This window comes from Streptomyces sp. NPDC001904 (genome assembly GCF_040297005.1).
GTDB lineage: Bacteria > Actinomycetota > Actinomycetes > Streptomycetales > Streptomycetaceae > Streptomyces.
Genome location: NZ_JBEOYI010000008.1, coordinates 239,918 through 266,725, shown reverse-complemented (window position 1 = coordinate 266,725; position 26,808 = coordinate 239,918). Strand labels below are relative to the sequence as shown.

General features: G+C 74.7%; 22 protein-coding genes, 2 tRNA genes and 1 other RNA gene. 13 read left to right on the top strand and 12 right to left on the bottom strand.

Going from position 1 to position 26,808, the window contains the following annotated elements:
- Positions 1-83: 83 nt before the first annotated feature.
- From ABT127_RS16265 to ABT127_RS16245, 5 genes are all read left to right on the top strand, one after another.
- Positions 84-1,055, top strand: coding sequence for an ATP-binding cassette domain-containing protein (locus ABT127_RS16265; RefSeq protein ID WP_351449679.1), 972 nt, complete (start codon positions 84-86; stop codon positions 1,053-1,055).
- On the top strand, positions 1,052-1,831 hold the full coding sequence (locus tag ABT127_RS16260; protein ID WP_351449676.1) for an ABC transporter permease: 780 nt from the start codon (positions 1,052-1,054) through the stop codon (positions 1,829-1,831). Before ABT127_RS16265 ends, ABT127_RS16260 begins: the two co-directional genes overlap by 4 nt.
- A gap of 17 nt (positions 1,832-1,848) precedes the next feature.
- Complete coding sequence (locus tag ABT127_RS16255; protein ID WP_351449673.1) at positions 1,849-3,096, top strand: sensor histidine kinase; 1,248 nt, start codon at positions 1,849-1,851, stop codon at positions 3,094-3,096.
- Positions 3,093-3,701 carry a response regulator gene (locus ABT127_RS16250; protein ID WP_351449671.1) on the top strand — a complete coding sequence of 203 codons (609 nt, stop codon included), beginning with the start codon at positions 3,093-3,095 and terminating at the stop codon, positions 3,699-3,701. Before ABT127_RS16255 ends, ABT127_RS16250 begins: the two co-directional genes overlap by 4 nt.
- A gap of 46 nt (positions 3,702-3,747) precedes the next feature.
- A tRNA-Gly gene (locus ABT127_RS16245) sits at positions 3,748-3,820 on the top strand.
- A gap of 41 nt (positions 3,821-3,861) precedes the next feature.
- Here ABT127_RS16245 and ABT127_RS16240 read toward each other — a convergent pair.
- From ABT127_RS16240 to ffs, 6 genes are all read right to left on the bottom strand, one after another.
- Positions 3,862-4,767 carry a phosphoribosylaminoimidazolesuccinocarboxamide synthase gene (locus tag ABT127_RS16240; protein WP_351449668.1) on the bottom strand — a complete coding sequence of 302 codons (906 nt, stop codon included), beginning with the start codon at positions 4,765-4,767 and terminating at the stop codon, positions 3,862-3,864.
- 90 nt (positions 4,768-4,857) lie between these two features.
- A complete protein-coding gene (locus ABT127_RS16235) occupies positions 4,858-6,315 on the bottom strand; it encodes a N,N-dimethylformamidase beta subunit family domain-containing protein (protein WP_351449895.1) in 1,458 nt (485 codons plus the stop codon).
- Positions 6,316-6,649: 334 nt separating this feature from the next.
- The gene (locus tag ABT127_RS16230) at positions 6,650-8,527 is read right to left on the bottom strand and encodes a M48 family metalloprotease (protein ID WP_351449892.1); all 1,878 of its coding nucleotides are present in this window, start codon (positions 8,525-8,527) and stop codon (positions 6,650-6,652) included.
- Between the two features lie 329 nt (positions 8,528-8,856).
- Positions 8,857-10,116, bottom strand: coding sequence for a phosphoribosylamine--glycine ligase (gene purD, locus ABT127_RS16225; RefSeq protein WP_351449665.1), 1,260 nt, complete (start codon positions 10,114-10,116; stop codon positions 8,857-8,859).
- A 223-nt stretch (positions 10,117-10,339) separates the two neighbouring features.
- Positions 10,340-12,505, bottom strand: a complete 2,166-nt coding sequence (locus ABT127_RS16220; RefSeq protein ID WP_351449663.1) for a DNA polymerase III subunit gamma and tau — start codon at positions 12,503-12,505, stop codon at positions 10,340-10,342.
- A gap of 55 nt (positions 12,506-12,560) precedes the next feature.
- Positions 12,561-12,659: signal recognition particle sRNA small type (gene ffs / locus ABT127_RS16215), an RNA gene on the bottom strand.
- 95 nt (positions 12,660-12,754) lie between these two features.
- Between ffs and ABT127_RS16210 the strand changes: the two genes are divergently transcribed.
- Both ABT127_RS16210 and ABT127_RS16205 read left to right on the top strand, forming a co-directional pair.
- Positions 12,755-12,839, top strand: a tRNA-Ser gene (locus ABT127_RS16210).
- Between the two features lie 86 nt (positions 12,840-12,925).
- Positions 12,926-13,732: a hypothetical protein gene (locus ABT127_RS16205; RefSeq protein ID WP_351449660.1), complete on the top strand. Its 807-nt coding sequence runs from the start codon at positions 12,926-12,928 to the stop codon at positions 13,730-13,732.
- Between the two features lie 17 nt (positions 13,733-13,749).
- On the opposite strand, the gene ABT127_RS16200 is transcribed toward ABT127_RS16205, so the two are convergent.
- Complete coding sequence (locus ABT127_RS16200; protein WP_351449658.1) at positions 13,750-14,391, bottom strand: DUF998 domain-containing protein; 642 nt, start codon at positions 14,389-14,391, stop codon at positions 13,750-13,752.
- Between the two features lie 7 nt (positions 14,392-14,398).
- Complete coding sequence (locus tag ABT127_RS16195; RefSeq protein WP_351449656.1) at positions 14,399-15,433, bottom strand: LysR family transcriptional regulator; 1,035 nt, start codon at positions 15,431-15,433, stop codon at positions 14,399-14,401.
- A gap of 50 nt (positions 15,434-15,483) precedes the next feature.
- Between ABT127_RS16195 and ABT127_RS16190 the strand changes: the two genes are divergently transcribed.
- Positions 15,484-16,056 carry an RBBP9/YdeN family alpha/beta hydrolase gene (locus tag ABT127_RS16190; protein WP_351449653.1) on the top strand — a complete coding sequence of 191 codons (573 nt, stop codon included), beginning with the start codon at positions 15,484-15,486 and terminating at the stop codon, positions 16,054-16,056.
- 28 nt (positions 16,057-16,084) lie between these two features.
- Here ABT127_RS16190 and ABT127_RS16185 read toward each other — a convergent pair whose 3' ends face one another.
- Entirely contained in the window at positions 16,085-17,299 is a 1,215-nt protein-coding gene (locus tag ABT127_RS16185; protein ID WP_351449650.1) for an MFS transporter, read from the bottom strand.
- Between the two features lie 135 nt (positions 17,300-17,434).
- On the opposite strand from ABT127_RS16185, the gene ABT127_RS16180 reads away from it, so the two are divergent.
- The gene (locus ABT127_RS16180; protein WP_351449647.1) at positions 17,435-20,650 is read left to right on the top strand and encodes an AfsR/SARP family transcriptional regulator; all 3,216 of its coding nucleotides are present in this window, start codon (positions 17,435-17,437) and stop codon (positions 20,648-20,650) included.
- A 12-nt stretch (positions 20,651-20,662) separates the two neighbouring features.
- Here ABT127_RS16180 and ABT127_RS16175 read toward each other — a convergent pair whose 3' ends face one another.
- A complete protein-coding gene (locus ABT127_RS16175; RefSeq protein ID WP_351449644.1) occupies positions 20,663-20,989 on the bottom strand; it encodes a cupin domain-containing protein in 327 nt (108 codons plus the stop codon).
- A gap of 42 nt (positions 20,990-21,031) precedes the next feature.
- Complete coding sequence (locus ABT127_RS16170) at positions 21,032-21,949, bottom strand: LysR family transcriptional regulator (RefSeq protein WP_351449641.1); 918 nt, start codon at positions 21,947-21,949, stop codon at positions 21,032-21,034.
- 167 nt (positions 21,950-22,116) lie between these two features.
- Between ABT127_RS16170 and ABT127_RS16165 the strand changes: the two genes are divergently transcribed.
- Positions 22,117-22,884, top strand: coding sequence for a sulfite exporter TauE/SafE family protein (locus ABT127_RS16165; RefSeq protein WP_351449638.1), 768 nt, complete (start codon positions 22,117-22,119; stop codon positions 22,882-22,884).
- A gap of 5 nt (positions 22,885-22,889) precedes the next feature.
- Here the strand turns inward: ABT127_RS16165 and ABT127_RS16160 are convergent, their stop codons facing one another.
- Positions 22,890-25,526, bottom strand: a complete 2,637-nt coding sequence (locus tag ABT127_RS16160) for a GNAT family N-acetyltransferase (protein WP_502971710.1) — start codon at positions 25,524-25,526, stop codon at positions 22,890-22,892.
- A 64-nt stretch (positions 25,527-25,590) separates the two neighbouring features.
- Between ABT127_RS16160 and ABT127_RS16155 the strand changes: the two genes are divergently transcribed.
- From ABT127_RS16155 to ABT127_RS16145, 3 genes are all read left to right on the top strand, one after another.
- Positions 25,591-26,193, top strand: a complete 603-nt coding sequence (locus tag ABT127_RS16155; protein WP_351449632.1) for an HhH-GPD-type base excision DNA repair protein — start codon at positions 25,591-25,593, stop codon at positions 26,191-26,193.
- A gap of 77 nt (positions 26,194-26,270) precedes the next feature.
- On the top strand, positions 26,271-26,606 hold the full coding sequence (locus ABT127_RS16150; protein ID WP_351449630.1) for a hypothetical protein: 336 nt from the start codon (positions 26,271-26,273) through the stop codon (positions 26,604-26,606).
- Positions 26,607-26,667: 61 nt separating this feature from the next.
- Positions 26,668-26,808, top strand: a complete 141-nt coding sequence (locus tag ABT127_RS16145; protein ID WP_351449627.1) for a hypothetical protein — start codon at positions 26,668-26,670, stop codon at positions 26,806-26,808.

The window sequence follows — 26,808 nt, the reverse complement described above, 5'->3', positions numbered from 1 at the left end:
GCCCGGTGGCATCTGACATTTGTCATGGACGTCGATGACAGCGCGCACTGCCGCCCGGCCCCGGCCGGCGGAAGGCTTGAAGCATGACCAACAACGAGCGCGTGATCGACGTCACTGATCTGCGCCGCGTGTACGGGGACAAGCGGGGGTCCTTCGAGGCGGTGCGCGGAGTGAGTTTCTCCGTGGGCCGCGGCGAACTCTTCGCCCTCCTCGGCACCAACGGCGCGGGCAAGACCTCCACCGTCGAGCTCCTCGAAGGGCTCGCGGCCCCGGCCGGCGGGCAGGTACGGATCCTCGGCCACGACCCGCACACCGAACGCGACCGGGTGCGGCCGCGGATCGGCGTGATGCTCCAGGAGGGCGGCTTCCCCTCCGAGCTGAGCGTCATCGAGACGGTCCGCATGTGGGCCGGGTGCACCAGCGGGGCACGGCCCGTCGGCGAGGCCCTGGAGATGGTCGGGCTCGGCGGACGCGGCAAGGTCCGGGTCAAGCAGCTGTCGGGCGGCGAGAAGCGGCGCCTGGACCTGGCGCTCGCCCTGCTCGGCCGTCCCGAGGTGCTCTTCCTCGACGAACCCACCACCGGGCTCGACGCCGAGGGCCGCCGGGAGACCTGGAACCTGGTGCGCCGGCTGCGCGCCGAGGGCACCACCGTGCTGCTGACCACGCACTACCTCGAAGAGGCCGAGGACCTGGCCGACCGGCTGGCGATCCTGCACGAGGGGCGGATCGCCGCCGAGGGCCGCGTCGACGAGGTCGTCGCCGCCCAGCCCTCGCACATCTCCTTCGAACTGCCCGAGGGATATCTCATCGGCGACCTGCCGCCGCTCGCCCCGCTCGGGATCAGCGGACACGAGACCGAGGGCCGGCTCGTCCGGCTGCGCACCGACGAACTCCAGCGCGCCGCGACCGGGCTGCTGCTCTGGGCCCGGGACGCGGGAATCGAACTGCGGCGGCTCGACGTCCGCGGCGCCTCGCTCGAAGAGGCGTTCCTGCGGATCGCGCGGGACGCGAAGGACGGCACGGAACCGGCCCCGGAGAAGGAGATGGCGGCATGAGCACAGTGGCGACGACGACCTCCGCGGGGCGGCTCGCCTCGCTCGCGCGGGCCGAGTTCACCCTCATCGGACGCAGCAAGGGCTTGCTGTTCACTGCGGTGTTCGTGCCGCTCGTACTGCCCGTCAGCGTCTCCCGGTCGGTCGACAAGAGCGACCTGAAGGACGTCGGGCTCAACCTCGGCACCGTCATGATCTCCTCGGCGATCGCGTTCTCCCTGCTCTTCGCCGTGTACAGCTCACTGGTGAGCGTCTACGCGTCGCGGCGCGAGGAACTCGTCCTCAAGCGCCTGCGCACCGGAGAGCTGCGCGATCTGGAGATCCTCGCCGGAGCCGCGGTGCCCTCCGTGGTGATCGGGCTCGTCCAGTGCGTCACGGTGGCCGCCGTGTGCACGGCGCTGCTCGACGCGGGGACCCCCGACGCGCCCCAACTGGTGCTGCTCGGCGTCCTGCTGGGCATCCCCCTGTGCGTCGCGCTCGCCGCCCTCACCACGGTGTTCAGCCGCAGCGTGGAGAGCGCACAGGTCGCCGCGATGCCGATGCTGCTCGTCTCGATGCTCGGCTCCGGCGGCGTCGTGCCGCTGGAGGTGCTGCCGGACCGGCTGGCGGCGGTGTGCGAGTTCCTGCCGCTGACGTCGGCGCTGACGCTGGTGCGCGGCGGCTGGAGCGGCACCCTGTCCGGCGGGGAGTCCCTGAAGGCGATCGTGCTGGCGGTGGCCTGGATCGGGATCGCGGTGTTTGCTGTCCAGAAGCGGTTCCGGTGGGAACCGCGGCGCTGACGGCGGGAGGATCTTCGGTGGCGCGGGTTCGGTGGCGGGACCGCAGCAAGATCGAGCGGGTGGAGTGGCAGAGCCGCTTCACGCTGGCGGCGGTGAACTGGTTGTTCCTGCTCGCCTGGTCGGGCAGCGGCCTCGCCGGGAGTCTGCGCGGCGAGTCCACGGCGTTCGCCCTCGGGATCGCGCTTGTCGTGGTGAACATCGCGCAGTGCCTGGTCGCCGGCCGGCACACCGGCCTCGCCCTCGACCAGTACCTCGGGCGCGGGAAGGTGCCCCGGGCCCTGACGGTCACCGCCGGGGCCCTCACCGTCGTCGCGTTCGCGTTGATCGCGGCCATCGTGGCCACCGGCAGCAACCGGAGCGGGCTGATCGCGATGCCGCTGCTGTTCGCACCGATGCCCTTCGGCGGGGCGTACTCGCTGATGGTGCCGGTCCGCCGGTTCGTCCGGGAGTCGGCCGTGGTCATCGCGGTCGTCATCGCGGTCAGCGCGGCCCTCGGGCACGCCTCGACGAGCCTGTTCGCCGAGGGCGCGGTCCTCGCGCTGGGCGCCGCGCTCGCGCTCGGCTCCTACCGGTGCAGCGCCTGGAACCTCTCCGTCATGTGGGAGTCCGAGAAGGCCCGCGAGACCAAGGCACTGCTCGCCGTCGCCGAGGAGCGGCTGCGCTTCGGCCGTGATCTGCACGACGTCATGGGCCGCAATCTCGCCGTCGTCGCCCTCAAGAGCGAGCTCGCCGTCCAGCTCGCCCGGCGCGGCCGGACCGAGGCGGCCGTCGCGCAGATGGTCGAGGTGCAGCGCATCGCGCAGGAGTCGCAGAAGGAGGTGCGCGATGTCGTACGGGGATATCGCGAGGCCGATCTCACGGTCGAACTGGCCGGTGCGCAAGGAGTGCTGGACGCCGCCGGGGTCACCTGCACGGTGACCGGCTCGCCGGCCGGGCTGCCCGACGAGGTGCAGGCGGCGCTCGGCTGGGTGGTGCGGGAGGCGACGACCAATGTGCTGCGGCACGGAGACGCGAAGAGCTGCCGGGTGGAGCTGGAGACCGGGACGGAGGACGTGGTGCTGACCGTGGAGAACGACGGAGCGGGCGACGGAGCGGAGACCGGTTCCGGGTCCGGGCTCGCCGGGCTGCGGGAGCGGCTCGCCGTGCTGGACGGGGAGTTGGACGCCGGGCCGGTCCGCAAGGGGGTGTTCCTGGTGCGGGCGCGCGTACCGCTGCCCGGGGCCGGAACCGCCCCGGTGCGCCGGGAACAGGAGAGCGCCCGATGACCGTACGGGTCCTGCTCGCCGACGACGAGCACCTCATCCGCGGGGCGCTGGCCGCCCTCCTCGCCCTCGAGGACGATCTGGTGGTGGTCGCCGAGGCCGCCACCGGGCCCGAGGCGCTGGCCATGGCGCGGGCGCACCGGCCGGACGTCGCCGTGCTCGACCTGCAGATGCCGGGCGCCGACGGTGTGAGGGTGGCCACATCGATCAGGGCGGAGCTGCCCGGCTGCCGGACCATGATCGTCACCAGTCACGGGCGCCCCGGGCACCTCAAGCGGGCGCTCGCCGCCGGGGTGCGCGGCTTCGTGCCGAAGACGGTGAGCGCCCAGCGGCTCGCCGAGATCATCCGGACCGTGCACGCCGGAAACCGCTATGTGGACCCGGAGTTGGCCGCCGACGCGATCGCCTCCGGCGACTCCCCGCTGACCGCGCGGGAGGCCGAGGTGCTGGAGCTGGCGGCGGACGGGGCGCCGGTCGCGGAGATCGCCGAGCGTGCCGCCCTGTCCCCGGGGACGGTCCGCAACTACCTGTCGTCGGCCGTCTCGAAGCTGGGGGTGGAGAACCGGCACGCGGCCGTGCGTCTCGCGCGCGAGCGGGGTTGGGTATAGTTGGCGTCGCGCTTCGGCGCACGGAGCACCGCGAAAGCGGCGCTTTGCGAACGTAGCTCAGTTGGTAGAGCGCAACCTTGCCAAGGTTGAGGTCGCGAGTTCGAACCTCGTCGTTCGCTCCGGAAAAGAACCCCGGTCCTCTCGGACCGGGGTTCTTTCGTCACAGGCTCCAGGGCGTCCCGGTCAGCAGCTCGAACGCCTCGATGTACTTGGCGCGCGTCGCGGTGACGACCTCCTCGGGGAGGGCCGGCGGCGGGGTCTCGCTCTTGCGGTCCCAGCCGGACGCGTCCGACGTCAGCCAGTCCCGTACGAACTGCTTGTCGTAGCTGGGCTGGGCGCGGCCCGGCTGCCACTGGTCGGCCGGCCAGAAGCGCGACGAGTCCGGCGTGAGCACCTCGTCGGCGAGGATCAGCGTGCCGTCCTTGTCGAAGCCGAACTCGAACTTGGTGTCCGCCAGGATGATGCCGCGCTCGCGCGCGATGTCCCGGGCCCGGCTGTACACGGCGAGGGTCGCCTGGCGCAGCTGGGCGGCGGTCTCCGCGCCGACCTGGCGGGCCACTTCCTCGTAACTCACGTTCTCGTCGTGCTCGCCGACCTCGGCCTTGGTGGCGGGCGTGAAGATCGGGGCGGGCAGCTCCGAGCCGTCCTCCAGGCCGTCGGGGAGGGCGAGGCCGCAGACCGTGCGCGAGGCGTTGTACTCCACCAGGCCCGAGCCGGTGAGGTAGCCGCGGGCGACCGCCTCGACCGGGACCATGTCCAGGCTCTTGCAGACGAGGGTGCGGCCCGCCCAGTCGGCGGGGGCGCCCGCGGGCAGCTCGGTGGAGAGCACGTGGTTCGGGATCAGGTCCTTGAGCTGGTCGAACCACCACAGCGAGAGCTGGGTGAGCACCTTGCCCTTGTCGGGGATGGGGCTGGGCAGCACCCAGTCGTAGGCGGACATGCGGTCGGTGGCGACCATCACGAGGTCGCCCGCCTCGTTGCGGTACAGGTCCCGCACCTTGCCGGTGTGGAGATGCACCAGGCCCGGCACCTGAAGCGGCTCGGGCTTTTCGACGAATCCGGACACGGTTCCTCCCCGTGGTTCTGTACGAGTGGTGTTGATTCTCCCGTACGAAGAGGCGGGCCTTGGCCAGGGGTCCGGCTCGGGGGTCCGTTCTCAGTCCCGTTTGCAGATGCGGTCCAGGAGGTTGGCCGTCGCTCTCTGGATCCGCGGGTCGACGTGCCCGGGCCGGTCCAGGGCCGGGGACCAGGCGAACGTCCCGGACGCGAAGACCAGCGCCCCGGACGGCGCCCGGTACAGCGAGGTCTCCTGGTGCCTGCGGACCTTGTCGCCGTCCCGGTAGGGGGAGTGCGCCAGCAGGATCCGGTCCTCGTGGTCGGGCAGGGCGGTGCGCGGGAAGTAGCGGTCGGCCTCGCCGGCCACCAGGCCCTCGATCTCGTCGCCCTCGTGCGCGCCCGTCGCCTCCCACAGCCAGTGGTCCGCGTTCCGCACGACCAGCGGGTGCGGCTCGGGGACCCGGCCCGCGTACTGGATGCCCATGAGCTGCTGCTCGGGCCGGTCGATCTCGCGCCACAGCGTCGGCTTGCCGGGGCCGCGGCGCTTGCGGCAGGTCAGCAGGCGGTCCGGGACGCCGGAGGCGGACGGACCCAACTCGACCTGCCAGTACATGGTGTTGGCCGACAGGAAGACCAGGGACGTGCCGTGCTCGCGGGCCAGCTCGGTGGTACGCCGCATACTCGCCGACCAGTACTCGTCATGGCCGGGGAAGACCAGGCCGCGGTAGCGCGTCGGGTCGACCCGGCCCGCGTGCAGATCGCGGGCGTCCGCGTACGCCAGGTCGTAGCCGTAGCGCTCCGCCCAGCGGATGAAGTCGTAGGCGTGGCCGACGTGCAGCGGCAGGCCCGCGCCCGCGTACGGGCGGTCGAAGGAGACCGTGACCGCGGCCTCGCTCTCGCCGAGCAGCCGGCCCTCCTCGTCCCACGCGTGGTAGAGGCTGGCGCCGGTGTGGCCGTCCTCCGGGTACAGGTTGTACGCCTGCCAGGTGATGTCGGGCAGCAGCAGGAGCAGATCCGCGGGGCGGTTGTCCCGCACCGTGAAGGGGACGTGCGAGCGGTGGCCCCCGACGGTCGTCAGGACCGCCACGTACGCCCCCACGTTCCAGAACGACGGGATCTGCAGCCGCCAGGACTGCCACCAGTGGTGGCAGGAGACCGTGCGGTCCACCGAGAGGGGCGCGGGCTGGACGATGCCGGAGAGCCGGGGACTCGTGGTGATCTTGGAGGCGCCGTCGCCGCCGTAGTGGCCGATCCGGTAGATGTCCACGCTGAACTGCTGGGGCGGGTCGACCGTGATGTGGAAGTCGATCGCCTCGCCGGGCGCGGCCGCGCCGGTGGAGGTGAAGCCCTTGATCTGGCGGTGCACGTCGTCGGCGGTCCGGGGGCCGCCGGTACGGGGGCTGGGGATGGCCGCGGTGTTCGTGGAGCCGGGCTGCCCCGCGTGGCCCGGATCGACGTACCAGGGGACGACCTGGCCGGTGTCGTCGAAGTAGGTCTCGCTGCCGCGCAGCCAGGGCAGCGGGCCCTGGCCGAAGGGGTCGCTGACGGCGTGCGCCATCGCGCCGGACTCCCAGCGGCGGGTACGGGGGCGCGGGGGCGGTGCGGCGTCCCGTGCGGCCTGCTCCTCGGGGTGCTCCGCCCTGTCCGGACCCAGCGCCATATGTCTTCCCCTCCCTCGCTCCCCCGAGCCGAGCGCGGATGTCGGGTCCGCTCGGCGCGCCCGTCTGGCACGCCCACTCGTCGCGTCCTTCTCCAAGCTGTCTGGAACGTCCGCCTGTTGTGTCCGCGACCGGTCCCAGCACATCACATTACGCACGCGGTCCGTCACCGTTCGTCGTGAATTGACGGGACAGGAACGATTCCCTCCGGGGCGCGCTTCGGCACGCATGGGGTCATACCAGACGTACGGGTTTCTCCGGCCGGATGCCCAGCCGGGTCAGCCAGCCCTTCAGCGGCTCCGGGTCGCCGTCCTCCACCAGGCTCAGCACCCGCGGCGCGAGGTCGGCCGCCCGCTCGCCGCCGACGAGCAGCGAGGGGCCGTCGAGCCAGTCCAGGCCGGGGGTCGCGCCGGCGGTGTCCACGGCGGCGCAGCAGACCATCGCGGTGACGTGGTCCGCCAGCAGCTCGCGGCCGGAGCGCGGGGGCTGGAGCGGGAAGAGCGGCAGGGCGCCCTCGTCCCACAGCGCGCCGTCCGGGCCCTGTCCCGCCGCGGTGACCGGCGGGGCCGGGCGCTCCTGCTCCTCGCGGGCCAGCTCTGCGGTGAGTCCCGCCGAGAGGGTGTCCACCTCGGGGCGGGGGGCGGGGTCGAAGTCCGGGTCCAGGTCGAGACCGAGGTCCCTGGGGAGACCGAGATCCCGGTCGGGGTCCTGGTCGGGGTCCTCTTCGGGATCGGGGCCGGGGTCGGGGTCGGGGTCCTGGTCGGTGGTCAGGGCCTCGGAACGGGTGTCCGCCGGTTCCGGGCCTGCGCCCGTGGTGCCGGAAGAGGTGTCCGAGGCATCCGCGGGCGTCGCCAGGTGGTCGAGGACGCGGGCCAGGGTCGGGCCCTCGGGGGCCGCGGCGGGGGCGGTCCCGGACTCCACGCCGAGGGTGTCGAGGACCCGGTGCAGGCGGGCCGCGTCGGTGCGCCACTTGCGGTCCACGACCTCGTCCGGGTACTCCTGCCAGTCCACCGGTGCCCAGTCCGGGCCGGACTCGGCGGGGCCGCCGTGGAAGAGGCGGGCGGCGAGCAGCGAGGCCGCCTCGTCGACGGTGCCGGGCTCCTCCAGCAGGTCGCAGGCGGGGCGCTCGCCGAGCCGGGACGCGAAGGTCCCGTTCTGCGCGGCGAGGCGGTCGCGGCGGGAGAGCTCGGTGAGGGCGGCGACCACGCCCGCGTCCAGCCGGGACGGCCAGCGGCCCATCCGCCAGGCGGGCAGCGCGACCCGGGTGAGGAGGCGGTCCCAGCCCGCGTACGCGAGGCCGACCTGCTCCTGGGCGACGATCCGCAGGCCGTAGTCCACCGTCTGGGCACGCTCGGCGGCGGCCGCGGCGACCCCGCGCTCCATCTCGGCGGCGTGGATCCGGCAGCCGCTCAGCATCTGCCGGGCGACCCAGCCGACGACGCCCAGGACGCTCCGGGCGAGCGGCCCGCGGTCGGGGGCGGCGGCGACCGCCACGGCGGCGTCCAGGCCGCGCACGAAGCGCCGGGCGGCGGCTATGTCGGGGTGCGCGGAGGGGCCCGTACCGGCGACGACCGGGGCGAGGACGGCACGGAGCTCGGCCACCCGCATCCACCACAGGAACGGGGAGCCGATGACCAGCACGGGGGCGACGGGTGCGGCCCCCTGCGCCGTGTCCGCCGAGGTCTCGCGGCGGCCGCGGGGCGGGCCGTGCGCCGGGTGCGTGCGGTCCTCCAGCCAGCTGTCGCAGTCCGGGGTGAGCGCTATCGCCGACGGTGCCGGGACGTCGAGCCGGTCGGCCAGGTCGCGCACCAGCCGGTACAGATCGGGGGCGGTGTGCTCGGCGATCGGAACGGTCGGGCTGACCGCCGGACGGGCCCGCGCGACGACGAGTGCGACGCCCGCCGCGGCGAGCAGCACGACCACCGCGACCGCGGAGACCACGATCCGCGCGACGTCCCAACTCCCGCCCGTCAGATGCCCGGTGGCGCCGCCCGCGAGCAGCACCACGGAGGCGGCCGCGGGCAGCAGGGCGAGCGCCGTCGCCCTGCCGCGGATGCGCAGCACGGCGAGAGCCCGGGAGCGCGCCGCGCGCGCACCCATCTCCGCACCCATACCGGACACGACCGATGTCACCCCCTGCTGCCTCTGCCTTTTGTCCGGCCGGGGGCCGAGGCCCGCGGCAGAACACTGGTGGCGTTGCTCACTCCCCCACTGTGGCACCCGTCACTGACATCGCAATGCCGGTGGTCCGTCTGGTTCTCTCCGGGCCGCACGGGTGCCGGAACTCCGTGCGCCGCACCTTAGTTGGGCTCCGGTGCGTCGTCAGCCGGATGGGCGAGCGGTCACTCGATGGAATGGCTTTGGGCAAAGGTGGCTGACATGAAGGCGCCGGGCGGGAGAGGGTGACTCCCGCCCGGCGACATGTTCTCCGGCTGATCCGGTCAGCTCTCGGCCGCCGCCTTCGCGGCGATGTCCGTGCGGTGCTGGGAGCCGTCGAGGCCGATGCGGGACACGGCGGCGTACGCGCGCTCGCGGGCCTGCGTGAGATCGCCGCCCGTCGCTGTGACGGACAGCACACGGCCGCCCGCGCTCAGGACCGCGCCGTTCTCGCCGTCGCGCTTGGTCCCGGCGTGCAGGACGTACGCGGACGGGGCATCCTGCGCGGCCACCTCGTCGAGCCCGGTGATCGGGTCGCCGGTGCGCGGGGTGCCGGGGTAGTTGTGCGAGGCGATGACGACGGTGACGGCCGCGTCGTCGCTCCAGCGCAGCGGCTCCAGGTCGGCGAGGGTGCCGTTCGCCGCCGCGAGCAGGACGCCGGTCAGCGGGGTCGCCAGGCGGGCCAGGACGACCTGGGTCTCCGGGTCGCCGAAGCGGGCGTTGAACTCGATGACGCGGATGCCCCGGCCGGTGATGGCGAGACCGGCGTAGAGCAGACCGGAGAAGGGCGTGCCGCGCCGCTTCATCTCGTCCACGGTCGGCTGGAGGACGGTGTCGAGCACCTCCTGCACCAGCTTCGGGTCGGCCCACGGCAGCGGCGAGTAGGCGCCCATGCCGCCGGTGTTCGGACCCGCGTCGCCGTCCAGGGCGCGCTTGAAGTCCTGGGCGGGCTGGAGCGGGACGACCGTCTCGCCGTCGGTGATCGCGAAGAGCGAGACCTCGGGGCCGTCGAGGAACTCCTCGATGACGACGCGCTCGCAGGCGTTCGCGTGGGCGCGCGCCGCGTCGACGTCGTCGGTCACGACGACGCCCTTGCCCGCCGCGAGGCCGTCGTCCTTCACGACGTACGGGGCGCCGAACGCGTCCAGCGCCACGTCGACCTCGGCCGGGGTCGTGCACACGTACGAACGAGCGGTGGGCACGCCCGCGCCGGCCATGACGTCCTTGGCGAACGCCTTGGAGCCCTCCAGCTGGGCGGCCTCGCCGGACGGTCCGAAGACCGGGATGCCGGCGGCCCGCACGGCGTCGGCGACACCGGCCACCAGGGGGGCTTCGGGGCCTACGACGACGAGGTCGGCCTCCAGACTCTTGGCGAGGGCGGCGACCGCCGCACCGTCGAGGGCGTCGACCGCGTGCAACTCGGCGACCTCGGCGATGCCTGCGTTGCCGGGGGCGCAGTGCAGGGCGGAGACGTCGGGGTCGAGGGACATTGAGCGGCACAGGGCGTGTTCGCGGGCGCCGCTGCCGATGACGAGGACCTTCACGCCGTCAGCCTATCCGGCGGGGCCGGAGTGTCTTGTAGGGGCGTCCCACGGTGGGGTGGGGCAGGGTTTGTGGGTTTCTCCAGGGGACGGTGGTTCGTCGGCCGGCGGGCGGTGGGGGTTGCTCGCGCAGTCCCCGCGCCCCTGGGATGTACGTCGGCTGACGCCAGGTGGGGCTTCTCGCGCAGTTCCCCGCGCCCCCGAGAGCCGCTTGCGCGGCTCGGGGCTACTCGTTGGCGAATTCGTCCAGCACCGTCGCGCCCAGTTCGCGGACGATCAGGTCGTGGCCCGACAGGGCGTTCTCGTCGAGGTCCGGGTCGTCGTCCTCCGGGGTGTCGTCCTCCACCGAGACCGGACGGCGGGCCGGGGCCGGAGGCGGCGTCGGGGCGGGGGCCGACGGGGCCGGGGACGGGGTGGAGGACGGTGCGGCCGGCTGGGGGGCGGCGGGCTGCGGGGTCGGCGGGGCGGGCGTGTAGCCACCACCCGCGCCACCGCCGCCGTATCCGCCCCCGTAACCGCCACCGGCGGGTGCGGGAGCGCCGCCGCCCGAGGCGTCGACGACCGCGTCGATCTTCCACTGGACGTGGAACTGCTCGGCCAGGGCCGCCTTCAGGACCTCTTCGCCGCCGCTGCTCGCGAAACGGTCACGAGCGCCCGCGTTCACGAACCCGAGCTGCAGCGTGGTGCCGTCGAAGCCGGTCACCTGGGCGTTCTGGCTGATCAGCATCCAGGTGAAGCGGCGCTTGTTCTTGACCGCCTCCAGGATGTTCGGCCAGAGGGTGCGCGGGTCCGGGCCGCCGGCCGGGGCCGCCGCCATGGGCGCGGGGGCCGCGGCGGCCGGCTCCGCCGAAGGGGCGGGCGCGGACGGCTGCCCGGTGCCGGCGGGCGCCGCGGTGGGCCACCCACCGGGCCTGCGGCCTCCTCCGGCGGGCGCCGCGGTGGGCCAGGCGCCCGGAGCCTGCGCGGTCTCGGGAGCCGGGGCGGGGGGCGCCGCCGGAGCCGGTGCCGGAGCGGGTGCCGGAGCCGGAGCGGGTGCCTGCGCCTGGACGGGGGCCTGGACCGGGGCGGGTGCCGGGGCCTGGGGCTCGCCCGGAGCGCCGCCGCGCACCGCCGCCCGGGCCGCCGCCGGGCCGCCGCCGGGCGCGACCGGCGCGGCGGGAGGCACGGCGTGGGCATCGGGACCGGGAACGTACGCCATCGCCGGACCGGGCCCCTGCCCGCCCGGGGTGAAGACGCCGCCGCGCTCGATGCGGTCGAGGCGGGCCATGACGGAGCGCTCGTCGTCGTACGCGGCGGGCAGCAGCACGCGGGCGCAGATCAGCTCCAGCTGGAGCCGTGGGGCGTTGGCCCCGCGCATCTCGGTCAGGCCCTCGTTGACCAGGTCGGCGGCGCGGCTCAGCTCGGCGGCGCCGAACGTGCTCGCCTGCGCCTGCATCCGCTCCACGACGTCGGCCGGGGCGTCGATCAGCCCCTTCTCGGCGGCGTCCGGCACGGCGGCCAGGATCACCAGGTCGCGCAGCCGCTCCAGCAGGTCGGAGACGAACCGGCGCGGGTCGTTGCCCCCCTCGATGATCCGGTCCACGACCTCGAAGGCGGCCGCGCCGTCGCCGGTGGCGAAGGCCTCGACGACGGAGTCGAGCAGCGACGCCTCCGTGTAGCCGAGCAGGCCGGTCGCCATGGCGTACGTCACACCTTCTTCGCGGGCGCCGGCGAGGAGCTGGTCCATGACGGACATGGAGTCACGTACGGAACCCGCACCGGCCCGCACGACGAGCGGAAGTACACCGTCCGCGACGGGGATGTCCTCCTTGCCGCACACCTCACCGAGGTACTCCCGCAGGGTCCCCGGCGGCACCAGCCGGAACGGGTAGTGGTGGGTGCGCGACCGGATCGTCCCGATGACCTTCTCGGGCTCGGTCGTGGCGAAGATGAACTTGAGGTGCTCCGGCGGCTCCTCGACGACCTTCAGCAGAGCGTTGAACCCCGCCGAGGTGACCATGTGGGCCTCGTCGATGATGTAGATCTTGTAGCGGCTGCTCGCCGGGCCGAAGAACGCCTTCTCGCGCAGGTCACGGGCGTCGTCCACACCACCGTGCGACGCGGCGTCGATCTCGATGACGTCGATCGAGCCCGGCCCGTTCCGCGCGAGGTCCTGGCAGGACTGGCACTCCCCGCACGGCGTCGGGGTGGGGCCCTGCTCACAGTTCAGACAGCGGGCCAGGATGCGCGCGCTGGTCGTCTTGCCACAGCCACGCGGACCTGAGAACAGGTACGCGTGATTGACCCGGTTGTTCCGCAGCGCCTGCTGCAACGGGTCGGTGACATGCTCCTGCCCGATGACCTCGGCGAACGACTCCGGGCGATAGCGGCGGTACAGCGCGAGAGACGACACGCATACGAGGTTATAGGCGCCCACCGACAACCGGCTCCGCCCCACGACCCCCGGGAACGCAAACGCCCCCCACGCACCCGCCAGAGCCGACCTACCCTTGCTGCCTTCCGGCCCTGGGGGAGTTCAGTCAGATAGCGCCACGTGAGGGGCTGCGCCCAGAGTACATGCTCCGGGCCGGTGGAACGAGTTCCCTCCGGGCCAGGGGCAGGCGTTCGCGAGCACCCTCAAACGTCTTGTATTGTTTGCCGCGGAGGATTCGCCTAGTGGCCTAGGGCGCACGCTTGGAAAGCGTGTTGGGGGCAACCCCTCACGAGTTCGAATCTCGTATCCTCCGCAGGCAGAAGGCCCGGACCGTGTGAACGGTCCGGGCCTTCGTCGTTGTCCGGTCCGGGGCGCGGTCGCGGCAGTGTGGCGTGCGTCATGCGGCCGGCCGTCACCCGCGACGATCAGGCGTGGCGTGGCGGTGTCGTCCTCGTCGGCGGCCGGTGGGGTGTCGGTGTCCAGCGTGGCGGCGGCGGCGCGGGCCCGGTCCGCACGCCGGCGGTGTTCGGCGGCCTGCTGGGGGCGATCGCATCGTTCGTGCTCGTGGGCCAGGGCGTCCTCGGCCTCGGCCAGCGCCTCGACCGCCGCCGCGACCTGCTGCCGGACCCGGTCCGCCCGGGCCTCCAGGGCCGGGAGGGGCACCCGGCCCCGGGGGATCATCTGCGCGAGGGCGGCCCGGATCTCCCGGTTGATGGAGTCCTGCTCCCGCGTATCCGTCTCGTCCGCGCGACGCAGTGCCGCTTCGCTCCGTTCGAGGCGCTCCTGGCTGGCCGCCAGCAGAACCTGGGACCGGGCGATCTGTTCGTACGAGCGCTCCCGCGCGCTCATGGTCGGGTCTCCCGCCGTGCGACGCCGTATGTCCAGACGCGTCTCCCACGCGGCGAGCTGGTGCTGCCACGCGCCCGCCACGGCTTCCCGTTCGTCGGCGGCGGCTTCTCGCCGGTCGGCGACCGCCTCACGCTCGTCGGCGATGGCTTCCCGCCGGTCGGCGGCGGCCTCACGGACGTCGGCGGAGTGATCCCGCTCCTCGGCCTGCTGCTGTCGTTCGGCGGCAACTTGCCCCCGCGCGTCCTGGGTCTGTGCGTCGTCCCTCGCGGCGGACGGTCCGTCCATCGGATCAGTGCCCATATTGGCAGTATGCCCGCCTCCGAGGCCCTGGGACCGGGGCCGGACACCCGGCGATGACCACGCGTGCACCGTGGCTACGAGGCCCGTATCCGCTTCTGCACGTAGTGGCCGAAGACGCCGATGAGGACGACTTCGCAGCCCAGCAGCAGGCGTTCGACCAGGCCGATCAGCTCCCGGTCGCCCGGTCCCGCGGACAGGGCCATGACCACGGCACCGGTGAGTGCGGCCACGGACAGCAGGCGCAGCCCGCGGGCCGTTCGGCGCGCGTCGGGGGCGGCGTCGAGCCGTCGGGCCAGGAGGAGTCCGGCCAACGGCAGGGCGACGAACGCCGTGACGGAGGCGTACCGGTGCACGTACGCCGATCCGCTCAGGTGCACGGTCAGCGGATCGGTCGGCACCACAGCCGCGACCACCAGGCCCAGGCTCCAGGCCGCCAGCAGCCCGGACGGCAGGCCGCGCGCGGCCGTCAGCCGGCTCCTCGCCACGGCCAGCAGCACGAAGGACATCACACCCAGGACCGCCATGCCGGTCTCGATCGGACCGCCGCGGTCGAGCGCCGCGAAGTCGCTGACCGTCAGTGCGAACGGGCTCAGCCCGGGGTCGGTGTCCGAGGGTGCCGCCACGGCCGCCCCCGATGCCAGGGCGGCGGCGGCCCACACCGCGGGGGCGAGAAAACGACCGAGCAGGCTGTGGGTGCGGCCTCCATGACTCATCATGTCCTGATCATTCGCGGCGGGGAGACGCCACGGCATGGGGGAAGCCCCCGAGATGCCCCTGGCCCTCACCCGGAGAGCATCGGTCCTCCGGTGACGGCCGGTTCCGCAGGGCCTCCACCACCGCGCCCACCACCGGATTGTGCTCGGCCCCCGCCCGTACGGCCGCGAACACGTTGCGGGACGGTGTCGGGGTGGCCGCGTGGAGCGTCACCTCGTGCGGGGCGTAGGCGTGTTGGACCAGGCGCGGGATCAGGGCCACGCCCGCGCCCGCCGCCACCAGCGCCGCGACGGCCGACCAGTCGTCGACCTCGTGGCGGATGTCGGGGCTGAAGCCCGCCGCCGCGCACACGGCGCGGGTGACCGCGCCGCAGCAGTTCGCCGCGTCGCCGACGATCCAGCGCTCCGTGGCAAGGTCGCGCAGGTTCACCCGGGCGTGCGGGGCGAGGCGGTGGCCGGGCGGCAGGGCCAGGTCCAGGACGTCGGTCAGCAGGTCGGTGCGGGTGTAGCGGCGGTCGGTGTGCGGGGGCGTCGCCGTGAAGTCGACCGCGACGACGACGTCGATCCGGCCCGCGTCCAGAGCCGTGAAGACATCCGGGGGCTGGGCCTCCCGCACCCGGATCTCCACCTCGGGCAGCCGGTCGGCCAGGGTGCGCAGCGCGTCCGGCAGCAGTCCGACGATGGCGCTGGAGAAGGCGCCGAGGGTGACCGTGCCGCGCGCCCCGGACTCGTACGCGGCCAAGTCGCTCCGTGCGCGCTCCAGTTGGGCGGCGATGCGGTCGGCGTGGTCGAGCAGGATGCGGGCCTGGCCGGTCAGCCGGACCCCGCGTCCGGCGCGTTCGGTCAGCGGGGCGCCCGTCTCGCGGGAGAGCGCCGCGATCTGCTGGGAGACCGCGGACGGTGTGAGGTGCAGGGCCTGGGCCGTGGCGGCGAGGCTGCCGCGGCGGCGCAGTTCCCGCAGGACGGCCAGGCGGCGCAGGTCGAGGCTGAAGCCGTCGCCCGCCGCCGGTCCGCCGACAGTGAAGCTCTCGCTTACCGGTTCCATCGCGAAAGATTAACTGGATCGCGGGAGTTGGCGCTGTGAGGATCAGCGGCATGAGCGCCTTTCTCCTTCTGCACGGGTGGCAGAACCGGCGGCCCGCCGGGCACTGGCAGCGATGGCTGGCCGACGAGCTGGCCTCCGGTCGCGGGCACGACGTGTCCTACCCGCAGCTTCCCGATCCCGATGATCCCGAACTCGAATCCTGGACGCGTGAGTTGGGGTCGCTTCTGGAGAGGTTCGGCGAGCCGTCCGTCGTCGTCTGTCACAGTCTCGGCTGCCTGCTGTGGCTGCACGGCGTCGCCCGGGGGCTGGTGACCGAGGGGGCGGTGGAGCGGGTGCTGCTCGTGGCGCCGCCCTCCCCGGCGTTCGTCGCCGGGGAGCCGCGGATCGCGGACTTCGCGCCGCCCGCGCTGCGGCCCGGGCAGCTCGGGGAGGCCCGGCTCGTCGCGGGCGACGACGACCCGTACTGCCCCGAAGGCGCCCTCGCCGCGTACGGGGGCCCGCTGGGGATCGCCACCGAGGTGATCGCGGGCGGCGGGCATCTCTCGATGGACGACGGATACGGGGCCTGGCCCGCGGTGCGGGAGTGGTGTCTCGGTCCGGCCGCCGGCGTGCGCTTCGGGTAGTCGGACGGGCCGGGCGCGGGCCGTGGGGTCACGGCTGCCGGGGGAAGCCGTGGTCGCGGGAGACGGTGATCACCGCCAGAACCGGCGCCAGGAGCAGCGGCACCGCCCACGGGAGCGCGGCCGGGCCGCCCAGGTGCAGCAGGACGCCGCCCGCGACGCCGCCGCCCGCCATCGCGACGTTCCAGAGCGTGACCAGCAACGCCTGGGCGGCGTCGGCCTGTTCACCGCCCGCGCGGCCCGCCGCCGTCTGCAGCAGCGTCGGGACGCCGCCCCAGCCGAGCCCCCACAGGGCGGCTGCGACGTAGACCGGCACGGTGGAGCCGCCGGTCAGCGCGAGAAGGGTCGCGGCCACGGCCACCAGGACGGTTCCGGCGAGCGTGAGCCCGCGCAGCCTGCGGTGGACGAGCGCGCCGACGGCCCAGATGGACAGCAGCGAGGCCGCGCCGAAGACCAGCAGGATCAGGTCGGTCGAGCCGCCCAGGCCGACGTCGTCGAGGAACGTGGCGATGTACGCGTAGAGGATCGTGTGCGCCAGGACGAAGACCAGGGTGACGGTGAGGACGGCGGGTACGCCGGGGGCCCGGAGGGCGTGCCGCATCGGGGTGCGGGCCGAGCGTTCCCGGCCGGGGTGGCCCGGGACCGTCAGACGGATCCAGGCGAGGAGGACGACCGTGAGCCCCGTCATCGCCAGGAACGCGGTGCGCCAGCCGAGCGTCGTCCCGAGGAAGGTGCCGGCCGGGACGCCGAGGGAGAGCGCCACCGGGATGCCCGCCATGGCGATCGCGATGGCCTTGCCCTCCAGGTCCGGCGGGGCGAGGCGGCGCGCGTAGCCGGCCAGCAGCGCCCAGGCCAGACCGGCAGCGACACCGGCGACGAAACGGGCCGTCATCGTCAGGGCGTACGAGGAGGAGAGCGCCGTCACCGTGTTGGCGACGGCGAACCCGGCCATGGCCGTGAGCAGGAGACGGCCGCGGTTCCAGCCGGCCGTCGCGGCGGTGAGGGGGATCGCGGTGAGGAAGGTTCCGGCGGCGTAGACGGTGACGGTCTGGCCGGTGGCCGACTCCGTGGCGCCCAGTGAGCGGCTCATCGCCGGGAGGAGGCCTGCCGGGAGGGTCTCGGTGAGGCTCGTGACGAAGACGGCGGTGGCCAGGGCGAGGAGGGCGGGCAGGGGGAGTCTCGTCGCGGGTGCCGCCCCCGCTTCCGGTGGCTGCTGCGAGGTCCCTGTGGTCGTCGTGTCAGACATGGTCCGCTTCCCTGCCGGGGTTCTGGTGGGCGGGAGCGATCCTGTCCCCGTGCGGTTCGGGAGCGCTGATGAAGTACTGATGACGGCTGTCGGCGGACGCCGTGCGGGCGCGGAGCCGGGCGCTACCGTTTCCCCATGTGGTTCGGGGTGTTGGGGGGACTCGTCGTCCGCGAGGGCGCCGGCGGGGACGCGGTCGGGGTTCCCGAGCTGAAGGTGCGGGCGCTGTTGGCCGTGTTGCTGGCGCACGAGGGGCGGGTCGTCTCCGTGGACCGGCTCGTGGAGGAGCTGTGGGGCGCGCGGCCGCCGGGCAAACCCGCGAACGCGCTGCAGGCCAAGGTGTCCCAGCTGCGCCGGGCCGTCGGCCGCTCGCGGGTGGTGCGGCAGGCGCCGGGCTACCGGCTCGACCTGACGGGCGCCGAGGTGGACGCGGTGACGTTCCGGGACCTCGTGGAGCGGGCGCGGGCCGCCGCGGATCCGGCGGAGCGGGCCGGACTCCTCGACGCCGCGCTGGAGTTGTGGCGCGGACCGGCGTTCGCCGACTTCGCCGACGCCGCGTTCGTCCGGGGGCCGGTGCGGCGGCTGGAGGAGGTGCGCCTGGTCGCGCTGGAGGAGCGGGCCGCCGCCCGGATCGCGTCGGGGCGGCACGATCTGGTCGCCGGTGAGCTGGGCGGGCTCGTGGCCCGGCATCCGCTGCGGGAGCGGCTGCGGGCCCTGCACATACGGGCCCTGTATCTCGCCGGGCGGCAGGGCGAGGCCCTCACCTCGTACGAGGAGCTGCGCCGGGCCCTCGCACGGGAGCTGGGGGTCGATCCCACCCCGCAGCTGACCGCCCTGCACGCCCGGATGCTCCGGCACGAGCCGTTGCACTCTGATCCATTGCAGCCCGAGCCACTGCATCCCGAGCCGTGGCGCCCCGATCCTTTGCACCTCGACAAGTGGCACTCCGAGCCGACGCCCGGGGATCCCCCGGCGACACCCCGCGCGGCCCATCCGGCAGCACCGCCGGCGGGCCCCGCCGCCCGTCTCCCGGCCCCGCCCACTCCCCTCCTCGGCCGCGCCCCGGATCTCGCCGCCGTCTCCCGTCTCCTCGCCGCCCACCGCCTGGTGACGCTGACCGGCCCGGGCGGTGTCGGCAAGACCCGGCTGGCCGTGGCGGCCGCCCGGCAGTACTCCGCGCCCGGCGGCGTGTGGCTGGTCGAACTCGCGGGGCTGCCCGGCGGCAGTGACGTCGACGATCTCGCCCAGGCCGTCGCCGCCGCCCTGGGCCTGCGCGAGGACGCACCCCACGCGGGCCCGCTGCCCCGGCCCGACGGCGGCCCCGTGCGGCGGCTCGCCGACGCCCTGCGTGAGCGCGACGCCCTCTTGGTCCTCGACAACTGCGAGCACGTCGTCGACGCCGCCGCCGAGCTGACGTACACGCTGCTGCGCTCGACCTCCCGGCTGCGCGTCCTCGCCACCGGTCAGGAACCCCTCGGGCTGACCGGCTCCGGGGAGGCCGTGCGGCCCGTGGAGCCGCTGCGGCCGGCCGACGCCATCGGCCTGTTCACGGCGCGGGCCACCGCGTCCGCGCCGGGCTACGACCCCGCCGACGCCCCCGGGGCCGTCGCCGAGATCTGCCGCCGCCTCGACGGCATCCCGCTCGCCGTCGAACTGGCCGCCACCCGCGTACGGGCCCTGGGCGTACGCGAACTGGCGGCGCGGATCGACGACCGGTTCCGGCTGCTCGGGGCGCGGCAGCGCGGCGTCCCGGCACGGCAGCGGACCCTGCGGGCGGTGCTCGACTGGAGCTGGGAGCTGCTCGGCGCGCCGGAGCGGATCGTGCTGCGGCGCCTGGCCGTGCACCGCGACGGCTGCACCCTGGACGCGGCGGAGGCCGTGTGCGCGGGCGACGGCGTGGCCCGCGAGGAGGTCCCCGACCTCGTGACGCGGCTGGTCGAACGGTCCCTGGTGGTGGCCGTCCCCGGGCCCCGGCCGCGCTACCGGCTCCTGGAGTCGGTCTCCGCGTACGCCCTGGAGCGGCTGGCGGAGCAGGCGGAGGCCGCCGCCGTACGGGAGCGGCATCTGCGGTACTTCCTCGGGCTCGCCGAACGGGCCGCCCCCCGGCTGCGCGGCGCGGGACAGCAGGAGTGGCTGGGCCTGCTCGACGCCGAGTCCGGGAACCTGCGGGCCGCCCTCGACGAGGCGGTGCGGGCCGACCCGGCCGCGGCACGGCGGCTCGGCGCGGCGCTCGCCTGGTGGTGGCTGCTGCGCGGGCGGCTCACCGAGGGGCACCGGGCCCTGTCCGCCCTGCCGGACCTCGGCCGGACCGGTGACCTCCCCGCTCTGCACACGGCGTTCGGGCTGCTGACCGGGGCCGTGAGCCCGGCCGCCGCACCCCCCGCGGGCGAGGTCTCGGCCCCCACGTCCTGGCTCTTCGCCCACGCCCTGTTCCACGGCGGTGACCCGGACGCCTGTGGGCGCCGGCTCGACGCGTGCCCGCCGCCGGACGACACCTGGGCCACCGCCGCCACCCTCGCCCTGCGCGCCCTGCACGCCCTGATCCGCGGCGAGCTGTCCGCCCTGGAACGGGACGGGCGGCGCGCGGCCGCGCTCCTGCGTGAACTCGGCGACCGGTGGGGTGAGTTGCAGACCGTCGGGCCGCTCGCCGCGCTGGCCGAGATCCGCGGCGCGTACGAGGATGCGGAACGGCTCGGCCGGGCCGGGCTCGCCCTCGCCCAGGACCTCGGGCTCGCCGCCGAGGTCGCCGCCCGCCTGTCCGGGCTCGGCCGCGTCGCCCTGCTGCGGCACGACTTCGCCCGCGCCCGCGACCTGCACGAACAGGCGCGCGCCCGGGCCGTGGAGCAGGGCTACCGGTACGGGGAGGTGCACGCCGAGATGGGGCTGGCCCTCGGCGCCCGGCGCGCCGGTGAACTCGACGCGGCGCACGCGCACTTGACCCGGCTGCGCGACACCCACGGCGACGTCTCCTCCCCCGCGGGCGACCATCTCCGCGCGGCCGAGTTCGGGTTCCTCGCCGAGCTGGGCGGGGACGCGGCCGCCGCCCGGGCGCACCATCTGTGCGGCCTCGACGCCGCCCGGGTCCTCGCCGAGCCGCGCGCCTACGCGCTGACGCTCGAAGGGCTGGCCGGGGCGGTGTCCCTGGCGGGCGACGCGGCGGGGGCCGCGCTGCTGCTGGGGGCGGCGGACGCGGCCCGGCGGGGCGTCGGGGCGCCGCTGCCCGCGGCCGAGCGGGGCGATGTGGAGCGGATCGCGGCCAGGGCCCTCGGGGCCCTGGGCGGGGCCGCGTACGACGCCCGCTTCCGGGAGGGCGCCGCCCTGGAGCCCGAGAAGGCGCTCGGCAGCGTGCTGTGAGGACGGGCCGGGTCAGGCCGTCACGGCGGTGAGCAGCACCACCGCGTCGGTCAGCGCCAGCAGCCCGTGCCGCTCCTGAGGGATCGGCCGCAGGTCGCCGGGCCCCAGTTCCACGTCGCCCGAGACGGCGGTGAGGCGGACGCGGCCGGTGAGGACCTGGAGGGCGGCCGCGGGCGGGGCGTTGTGCTCCTCCAGGGCGCTGCCCTCCACCAGGGCGATGACGCTCTGCCGCAACTGGTCCTCGTGCAGGATCAGTTCGGCGCTGCGGCCGTGCGGGGCCGAGCGGGCGGCGGCGAGATGGTCGTCGGCGAGAGCGGCCAGATGGTGTGTGGTCGTCATGAGGTCAGGGTCGCCGGGACGGGCGGCCCGCGCGAGGCCGCGTCAGCCGTTCGGGCGCACCGCGGCGCCGGGGCAGCTGCCCTCCACCAGGTCCGCGAAGGCCCGGGCGGGCGGCGACAGCGCGGCCCAGCGGCGCACCGCCCAGCCCACCTGGAGCGGCGGCAGGCAGGGGACGGGGACCAGGACGAGCCCGGGGTGGCCGGGACCGCGCAGGCCCGGCAGGTCGGGGACGACGGCGTGGCCGAGGCCCAGCTGCGCCAGGTGCGCGGCGGTGTCCCAGTCGGCGATGCCGGTGCCGGCGGACGTCGCGTCCGCGATGCCCAGCTCGGCGAACCGGTCGTCGAGGTGGGAGCGGGACGTGGAGTGCTCGGGCGGCAGGATCAGCTGCGCCGATTCGGCCAGGTCGGCCGGTTCGACGGACAGCCTGGCGGCCAGCGGGTCGTGCTCCTGCACGGCGAGCACCCAGGGCAGCTCGACCACCGGCCGCAGCTCGATCCCGCGCTCGACGGGCCCCATGGTGATCCAGGCGAGGTCCAGGTCGTGCGCGGCCAGCGCCTCGAAGCAGCTGCGGCTGGAGCTGACCGTCTGGAACTCCAGGCTGATCTGCGGGTGCCCGCGCCGGTAGGCGACGATCGCCTCGGCCATGAAGTGCCGTACCGAGGTGGCGCCCGTGGTCACCCGCACCGAGCCGCTCGCGCCGCGCGCCAGGTCGTCCAGGCGGCGCAGCGCGTCGTCGAGGGCGCCGATCCCGTCGGCCGCCGCGGCGCGCAGGATCCGGCCCGCCGGGGTGGGCACGACCCCGCGGGCGTGCCGTTCGAGGAGCCCGATCCCGGTCTCCTTCTCCAGCCGTTTGACGTGCTGGCTCACGGCCGACTGCGTGCAGGACAGGTCGCGTGCGACGGCGCTGAGACTGCCCGCGCGGCAGACGGCGACGAAGACGCGGAGGTCGTCGAGGGTCACACCGGTCGAAGCTACAGCTTGGGTATCTGCAAGAAAACCCGAGGATTGACTTGGGTCGGGGGCGCGGCGCACGATCGTCGGCGGGACGGCCCAGGGCGGCAACCCGTCACGGAGGTCGCGAACTCCGGGCGGGTGCCGACCCGTTGACCTGCGAGGAGCGGCGAGCGGTGGACGTGGTGGAAGCGGTGGCGATCGGCGCCGCCGGGGTCGCGGCGGGCGGCATGAACGCGGTGGTCGGCTCCGGCACCCTGATCACGTTCCCGACCCTGCTCGCCTTCGGCTACCCGCCGGTGCTCGCGAACGTCTCGAACAACGTGGGGCTGGTGCCCGGGGTGCTCAGCGCCGCGTACGGTTACCGGCGCGAACTGCGGGGCCAGCGGCGGAGACTGGTGCGGTTCGGTACCGCGTCGCTGCTCGGCGGGCTGGCCGGGGCGCTGCTCCTGCTGCGGCTGCCCGACGCCGCGTTCCGCGCGATCGTGCCCGTCCTGATCATCACCGCGTGCGTCCTCGTCCTGGTCCAGCCGCGCCTGAACCGCTGGATGAAGGCCCGGCAGGATCAAAGGGGGGCCACGCGTACCGACGGCGGGCTGCCGATGTGGCTCGGCGTCCTCGGTACGGGCGTCTACGGCGGCTACTTCGGGGCGGCCCAGGGCGTGCTGCTCATGGGCATGTTCGGGGCGGTGCTCCGCGACGACCTGCAACGCCTGAACGCCGCGAAGAACGTGCTCGCGTCCCTGGTCAACGGGATCGCCGCCGTGGTCTTCATCGCGGTCGCCGACGTCGACTGGGCGGTGGCGGGGCTGATCGCGGCGGGCTCCACGGCGGGCGGCCTGCTCGGCGCCCGCCTGGGCAGGAGGCTGCCGCCGACCGCGCTGCGGGCTGTCATCGTCACGGTCGGCGTCACGGCCTCGGTCCTGCTGATCGTCCGCTCGTAGCGCGATCAGCCCTGGTAGAAGGCGAGTTGCGCGCGCTTCTCCGGCAGGTGCACCTCGGGCAGGTCCACCTCCGGCAGCACGATCTCGCCGACGACCTCGAACCCGGAGCGGGTGAACAGCGCGACCGCCTTGTCGTTACGGGCGTCCGGCTCGACCACGATCCGCTTCCTGCCGAGCCCGTCGAGCGCGTAGGCGACGAGCACGCCGACCAGCGCCGCCGTGAAGCCGCGCCGGCCGCCCGCGTCCCCGGTCGGCGGACCGACGAGCAGGTGCACGCCGACGTCCCCGTCCCGCACCTCGTAGCACTCGCTGACCCGGTCGGCCTCCGGTTCGTACGTCTGGAAGAGCGCGACCGGGACCCCGTCGAGGCGGACCAGGAACGCGTGGTGGGTGTCGAGGCCGGCCATGTGCGCGTAGATGTCGCGGACGTCGTCGCGGCCCAGGCCGGTCATCCCCCAGAAGGTGGCGCGCTCGTCGCGCACCCAGCCGTGCAGGACGTCGATGTCGGCTCCGGCCGGGTCCACGGGGGTGAGCCGGAAGGTGCCGAATCCGTCGACGGTCCGCTCGTACACGTCCAGCACGGGGGTCTCCTCGGTAGGGGTCAGCCGGTCGAAGTCGGTGACGACCGGGGCGAGTTCACCGCGCAGCCACAGCGGCAGCTGGTCGCGGTGGTGGGCGGTGCCGGGGATGCCGGAGGCGCCGTGCGGCACGATCCAGCGGCTGTTCTCGCGCCGCGCGAGGTCCCACACGTAGCGGGCGGCGGGCCCGCGCGCGGCGAGGTCGGTGATGCCGGGCACGCTCGACGTGGACAGGACGCAGTCGTGGTCGCCGTCGAGGGCGGGCCGCTCGGCGCCGGGGTCGGGCAGCGCCTGCCAGGCGGCGAGCCGGTGCAGCTCGCCCCAGGTCGTCTCCGGCACTCCCGCGACCTCCTCGACCGCTTCCCGGACGGCGGCGAGCCGGTCCCCGTACGGGAGCCGGGCGGCCGTCAGCAGGTTCTCCAGGCCGTACGCGACGCGCGGGACGAGCGCGAGCCAGGGGCGGAAGACCTCGGGGTAGGCGGGGGCCAGGCCGGTCAGGTCCGCGAGCGACGGATGGGCGGCGATCCGGCGGACGACGGCGGACCGCACCCGTGCGTACGCGGCGGCGCGCACGCTCCCGGCGGCCATCCGCCGGTCCCAGTTCAGCAGCGACTCGCGCAGCACGGCCCCGGCCGGGGTGAGTCCGTCCAGCCGCTCGACCAGTCCCAGCAGGGGCCGGGCGGAGGCGAGTTCGGTGTCGGTGTGCACGGCGGCCATGTCCGCGGCGGCCCAGGTCTCCCGCTCCGCGAGCAGCTCGGCGATGCGCCGGGCGCGGTGGGGCGGTGCGAACTCGGTGCCGAGCGGCGCGGCCAGGGACCGCTCGTTGGCCATGACGGCGACGCCGTCGACCTCGGCGCGCGGCAGGGGTGCGTGGACACCGCGCCACGCGTACCGCTCCTCCCACGCGGGCACCACCCGCACCCTGTTCTCCGGGTCGCGCAGGGGCACGGTGCCCGCGACCCGGTGCAGCGTGCCGCCCTCGGTGTCGGCGGCGAGCACGACGTTGACCGGCTCGGCCCAGCCCTCCAGGGCCCGGTCGACGTCGGCCACGGTCCGGGCGCGCAGCAGGGCGGGCAGCGTGGCGAACCCCAGGTTGCCGAAGACGCGGGCGGGCTGGCGCAGGCTGATGCCCTCGCCGTCCGCCTCGTCGGGGCCGCCGATGACGACGACTCCGCGCTCGGTCTCGACGACCTCGACACCGTCCACGCCGTCTTCCCTGTGGGCGTGGGCCGGGCGCCAGCCGTCGGGGCCCAGCGCCTCGACACCGCCGTCGCCGGTGCGCCGCAACCGCTCGCGGTACAGGTCCTGGTAGTCGGCCATGGCGTTGGTGATGGCCCAGGCGACGGAGCCCGCGTGCCCGAAGTGCCCGATGCCGGGGACGCCCGGCACGGCGAGGCCCACCACGTCGAACTCCGGGCAGGCCAGCCGGATCTGCTGGTAGACGCCCGGGTCCTCGATGTACCGGTGCGGGTCGCCGGCGATCAGCGCGCCGCCGTCCGCGGCGCGCGCCGCGCCGACGAGCCAGCCGTTGCTGCCCAGCGTGCCCGGACCGTCGGTCGCGAAGAGGTCCACCGCGTCCGCCCCGAGCCGCCGCACGACCTCGTCGCGCCACAGCTTCCCGGGGAACCCGGCGAACAGCACGTGCGTCGACAGCCACACCCCGAGCGGCGTCCACGGCTCCCAGCGCCCCGGCGCTCCGCCGGTCCGGGCGAACTCCGGCGCCCGGCCGCCCTGGTCGCGCAGGCCCCGGTTGACCCCGTCGACGTACGCGGCCACCCACGCACGGGTGTCCGGGTCGAGGGCGTCGTGGCAGCGCCGGGCGGTGTCCGCGAGCCGGGCCCGCCGCGCGAAGGCGTCCCAGCCGGCCTCGCCCGCACCGAGCAGCCCGGCGGAGGTGCCGAGCATCCGGTGCCGCTCGACCTCGATCTGCCAGCCCCGGTCGGCGGCGGTCACGTACCCCTGCGCGTACGCGAGAGCCGACGCGCCGCCCGCCCGCAGATGCGGTATCCCCCACGCGTCCCGGAAGACCTCGAAGTTCACCGTTCCCCCACTCGCCTTCCACATTTATTAGGTGAGCCTAACCTAATCCCCACATGTCGGGAGCGCGCCGGTGGGTCATCATCGACGTATGGACGTCACCCTCCACCTCGCCCAGGACCCGGCCGCCGACGAACTGCTGGGCCGCAGCCCGCTCGCCGCGCTGGTGGGCATGCTGCTCGACCAGCAGGTGCCCATGGAGTGGGCCTTCGCGGGACCCCGCACGATCGCCGACCGGCTCGGCGCCGACGACCTCGACGCCCACGAGATCGCCGCCCGGGACCCGGAGGCGTTCGCCGCGCTGCTCTCCGCCAAGCCGGCCGTGCACCGCTACCCCGGCTCGATGGCCAAGCGGATCCAGCAGCTGTGCCAGTACCTCGTCGAGCACTACGACGGCGACGCCGCGGCCGTCTGGACGGGTGTCGGCACCGGCAGGGAACTGCTGGCCCGCCTCGTCGAGCTGCCCGGCTTCGGTAAGCAGAAGGCCCAGATCTTCCTCGCCCTGCTCGGCAAGCAGCTCGGCGTGCGCCCCACGGGCTGGCGCGAGGCGGCCGGCGCCTACGGCGAGGCGAAGGCGTTCCGCTCGGTCGCCGACATCACCGGCCCCGAGTCCCTGACGAAGGTCCGCGCGCACAAGCAGGAGATGAAGGCGGCGGCGAAGGCCGCGAAGGCCGCCAAGTCGTCAGCCGGCTGACGTCCGTGTAGCCCATGAGAGGGGAAAAGGGCGCCCGGTGATTGCGTCACGGGCGCGTCCGGGGGACAAGTCGACGCATGAGTGTCGCGCCGATCCCCACCGCGCCGGGCCCCCGTGCCCGGACGTGGGCGGGCGCGCTCCTGCTGGTGCTCGCGCTGCTGCTCGCGCCGTTCGCCGCGCCGCCCGCCGAGGCGGCGGCCCCGCTCCCGGTGGCCGCGGCCTCCTGTGAGGGCGCCGAGCACCACGACACCCCCGAGGCCGCCCTCCGGCTGCCCACCGGGCATCCGACGCGGCTGCTCACGGCTCCGCCGCCGCGGCCGGTCCCCCGGGCGGTCCCGCTCGGGCCCACCCCCGCCGAGCACCCCGCACGTCTGTCCCACCGCGCCCTGCGCACCGTCGTCCTGCGCTGCTGACAGGTCCGGCACCTCCCGGACCCCTTCATCTCCCCTGTCAGCACCGAAAGGACGCCCCACCATGCCCAAGGACCCGTACGCCCTGCTGCGCGCCCTGCTCCGCGCCGAGGCCGCGCGCGACGCCCGCGCCCATCAGTCACCGGAACCCGCGCCGACCCGCAAGCGGTCCGCGCAGGGTCCGCAGAAGCGATCCGGCAGCTGA

Coding starts and splice junctions, on each gene's coding strand:
- ABT127_RS16160 (WP_502971710.1), bottom strand. CDS start 25,526: ATGTGGAAGGCGAGTGGGGGAACGGTGAACTTCGAGGTCTTCCGGGAC.
- ABT127_RS16200 (WP_351449658.1), bottom strand. CDS start 14,391: ATGATGAGTCATGGAGGCCGCACCCACAGCCTGCTCGGTCGTTTTCTC.
- ABT127_RS16180 (WP_351449647.1), top strand. CDS start 17,435: ATGTGGTTCGGGGTGTTGGGGGGACTCGTCGTCCGCGAGGGCGCCGGC.
- ABT127_RS16260 (WP_351449676.1), top strand. CDS start 1,052: ATGAGCACAGTGGCGACGACGACCTCCGCGGGGCGGCTCGCCTCGCTC.
- ABT127_RS16230 (WP_351449892.1), bottom strand. CDS start 8,527: ATGGGTGCGGAGATGGGTGCGCGCGCGGCGCGCTCCCGGGCTCTCGCC.
- ABT127_RS16195 (WP_351449656.1), bottom strand. CDS start 15,433: ATGGAACCGGTAAGCGAGAGCTTCACTGTCGGCGGACCGGCGGCGGGC.
- ABT127_RS16185 (WP_351449650.1), bottom strand. CDS start 17,299: ATGTCTGACACGACGACCACAGGGACCTCGCAGCAGCCACCGGAAGCG.
- ABT127_RS16235 (WP_351449895.1), bottom strand. CDS start 6,315: ATGGCGCACGCCGTCAGCGACCCCTTCGGCCAGGGCCCGCTGCCCTGG.
- ABT127_RS16150 (WP_351449630.1), top strand. CDS start 26,271: ATGAGTGTCGCGCCGATCCCCACCGCGCCGGGCCCCCGTGCCCGGACG.
- ABT127_RS16145 (WP_351449627.1), top strand. CDS start 26,668: ATGCCCAAGGACCCGTACGCCCTGCTGCGCGCCCTGCTCCGCGCCGAG.
- ABT127_RS16175 (WP_351449644.1), bottom strand. CDS start 20,989: ATGACGACCACACACCATCTGGCCGCTCTCGCCGACGACCATCTCGCC.
- ABT127_RS16205 (WP_351449660.1), top strand. CDS start 12,926: ATGCGGCCGGCCGTCACCCGCGACGATCAGGCGTGGCGTGGCGGTGTC.
- ABT127_RS16265 (WP_351449679.1), top strand. CDS start 84: ATGACCAACAACGAGCGCGTGATCGACGTCACTGATCTGCGCCGCGTG.
- ABT127_RS16155 (WP_351449632.1), top strand. CDS start 25,591: ATGGACGTCACCCTCCACCTCGCCCAGGACCCGGCCGCCGACGAACTG.
- ABT127_RS16190 (WP_351449653.1), top strand. CDS start 15,484: ATGAGCGCCTTTCTCCTTCTGCACGGGTGGCAGAACCGGCGGCCCGCC.
- ABT127_RS16250 (WP_351449671.1), top strand. CDS start 3,093: ATGACCGTACGGGTCCTGCTCGCCGACGACGAGCACCTCATCCGCGGG.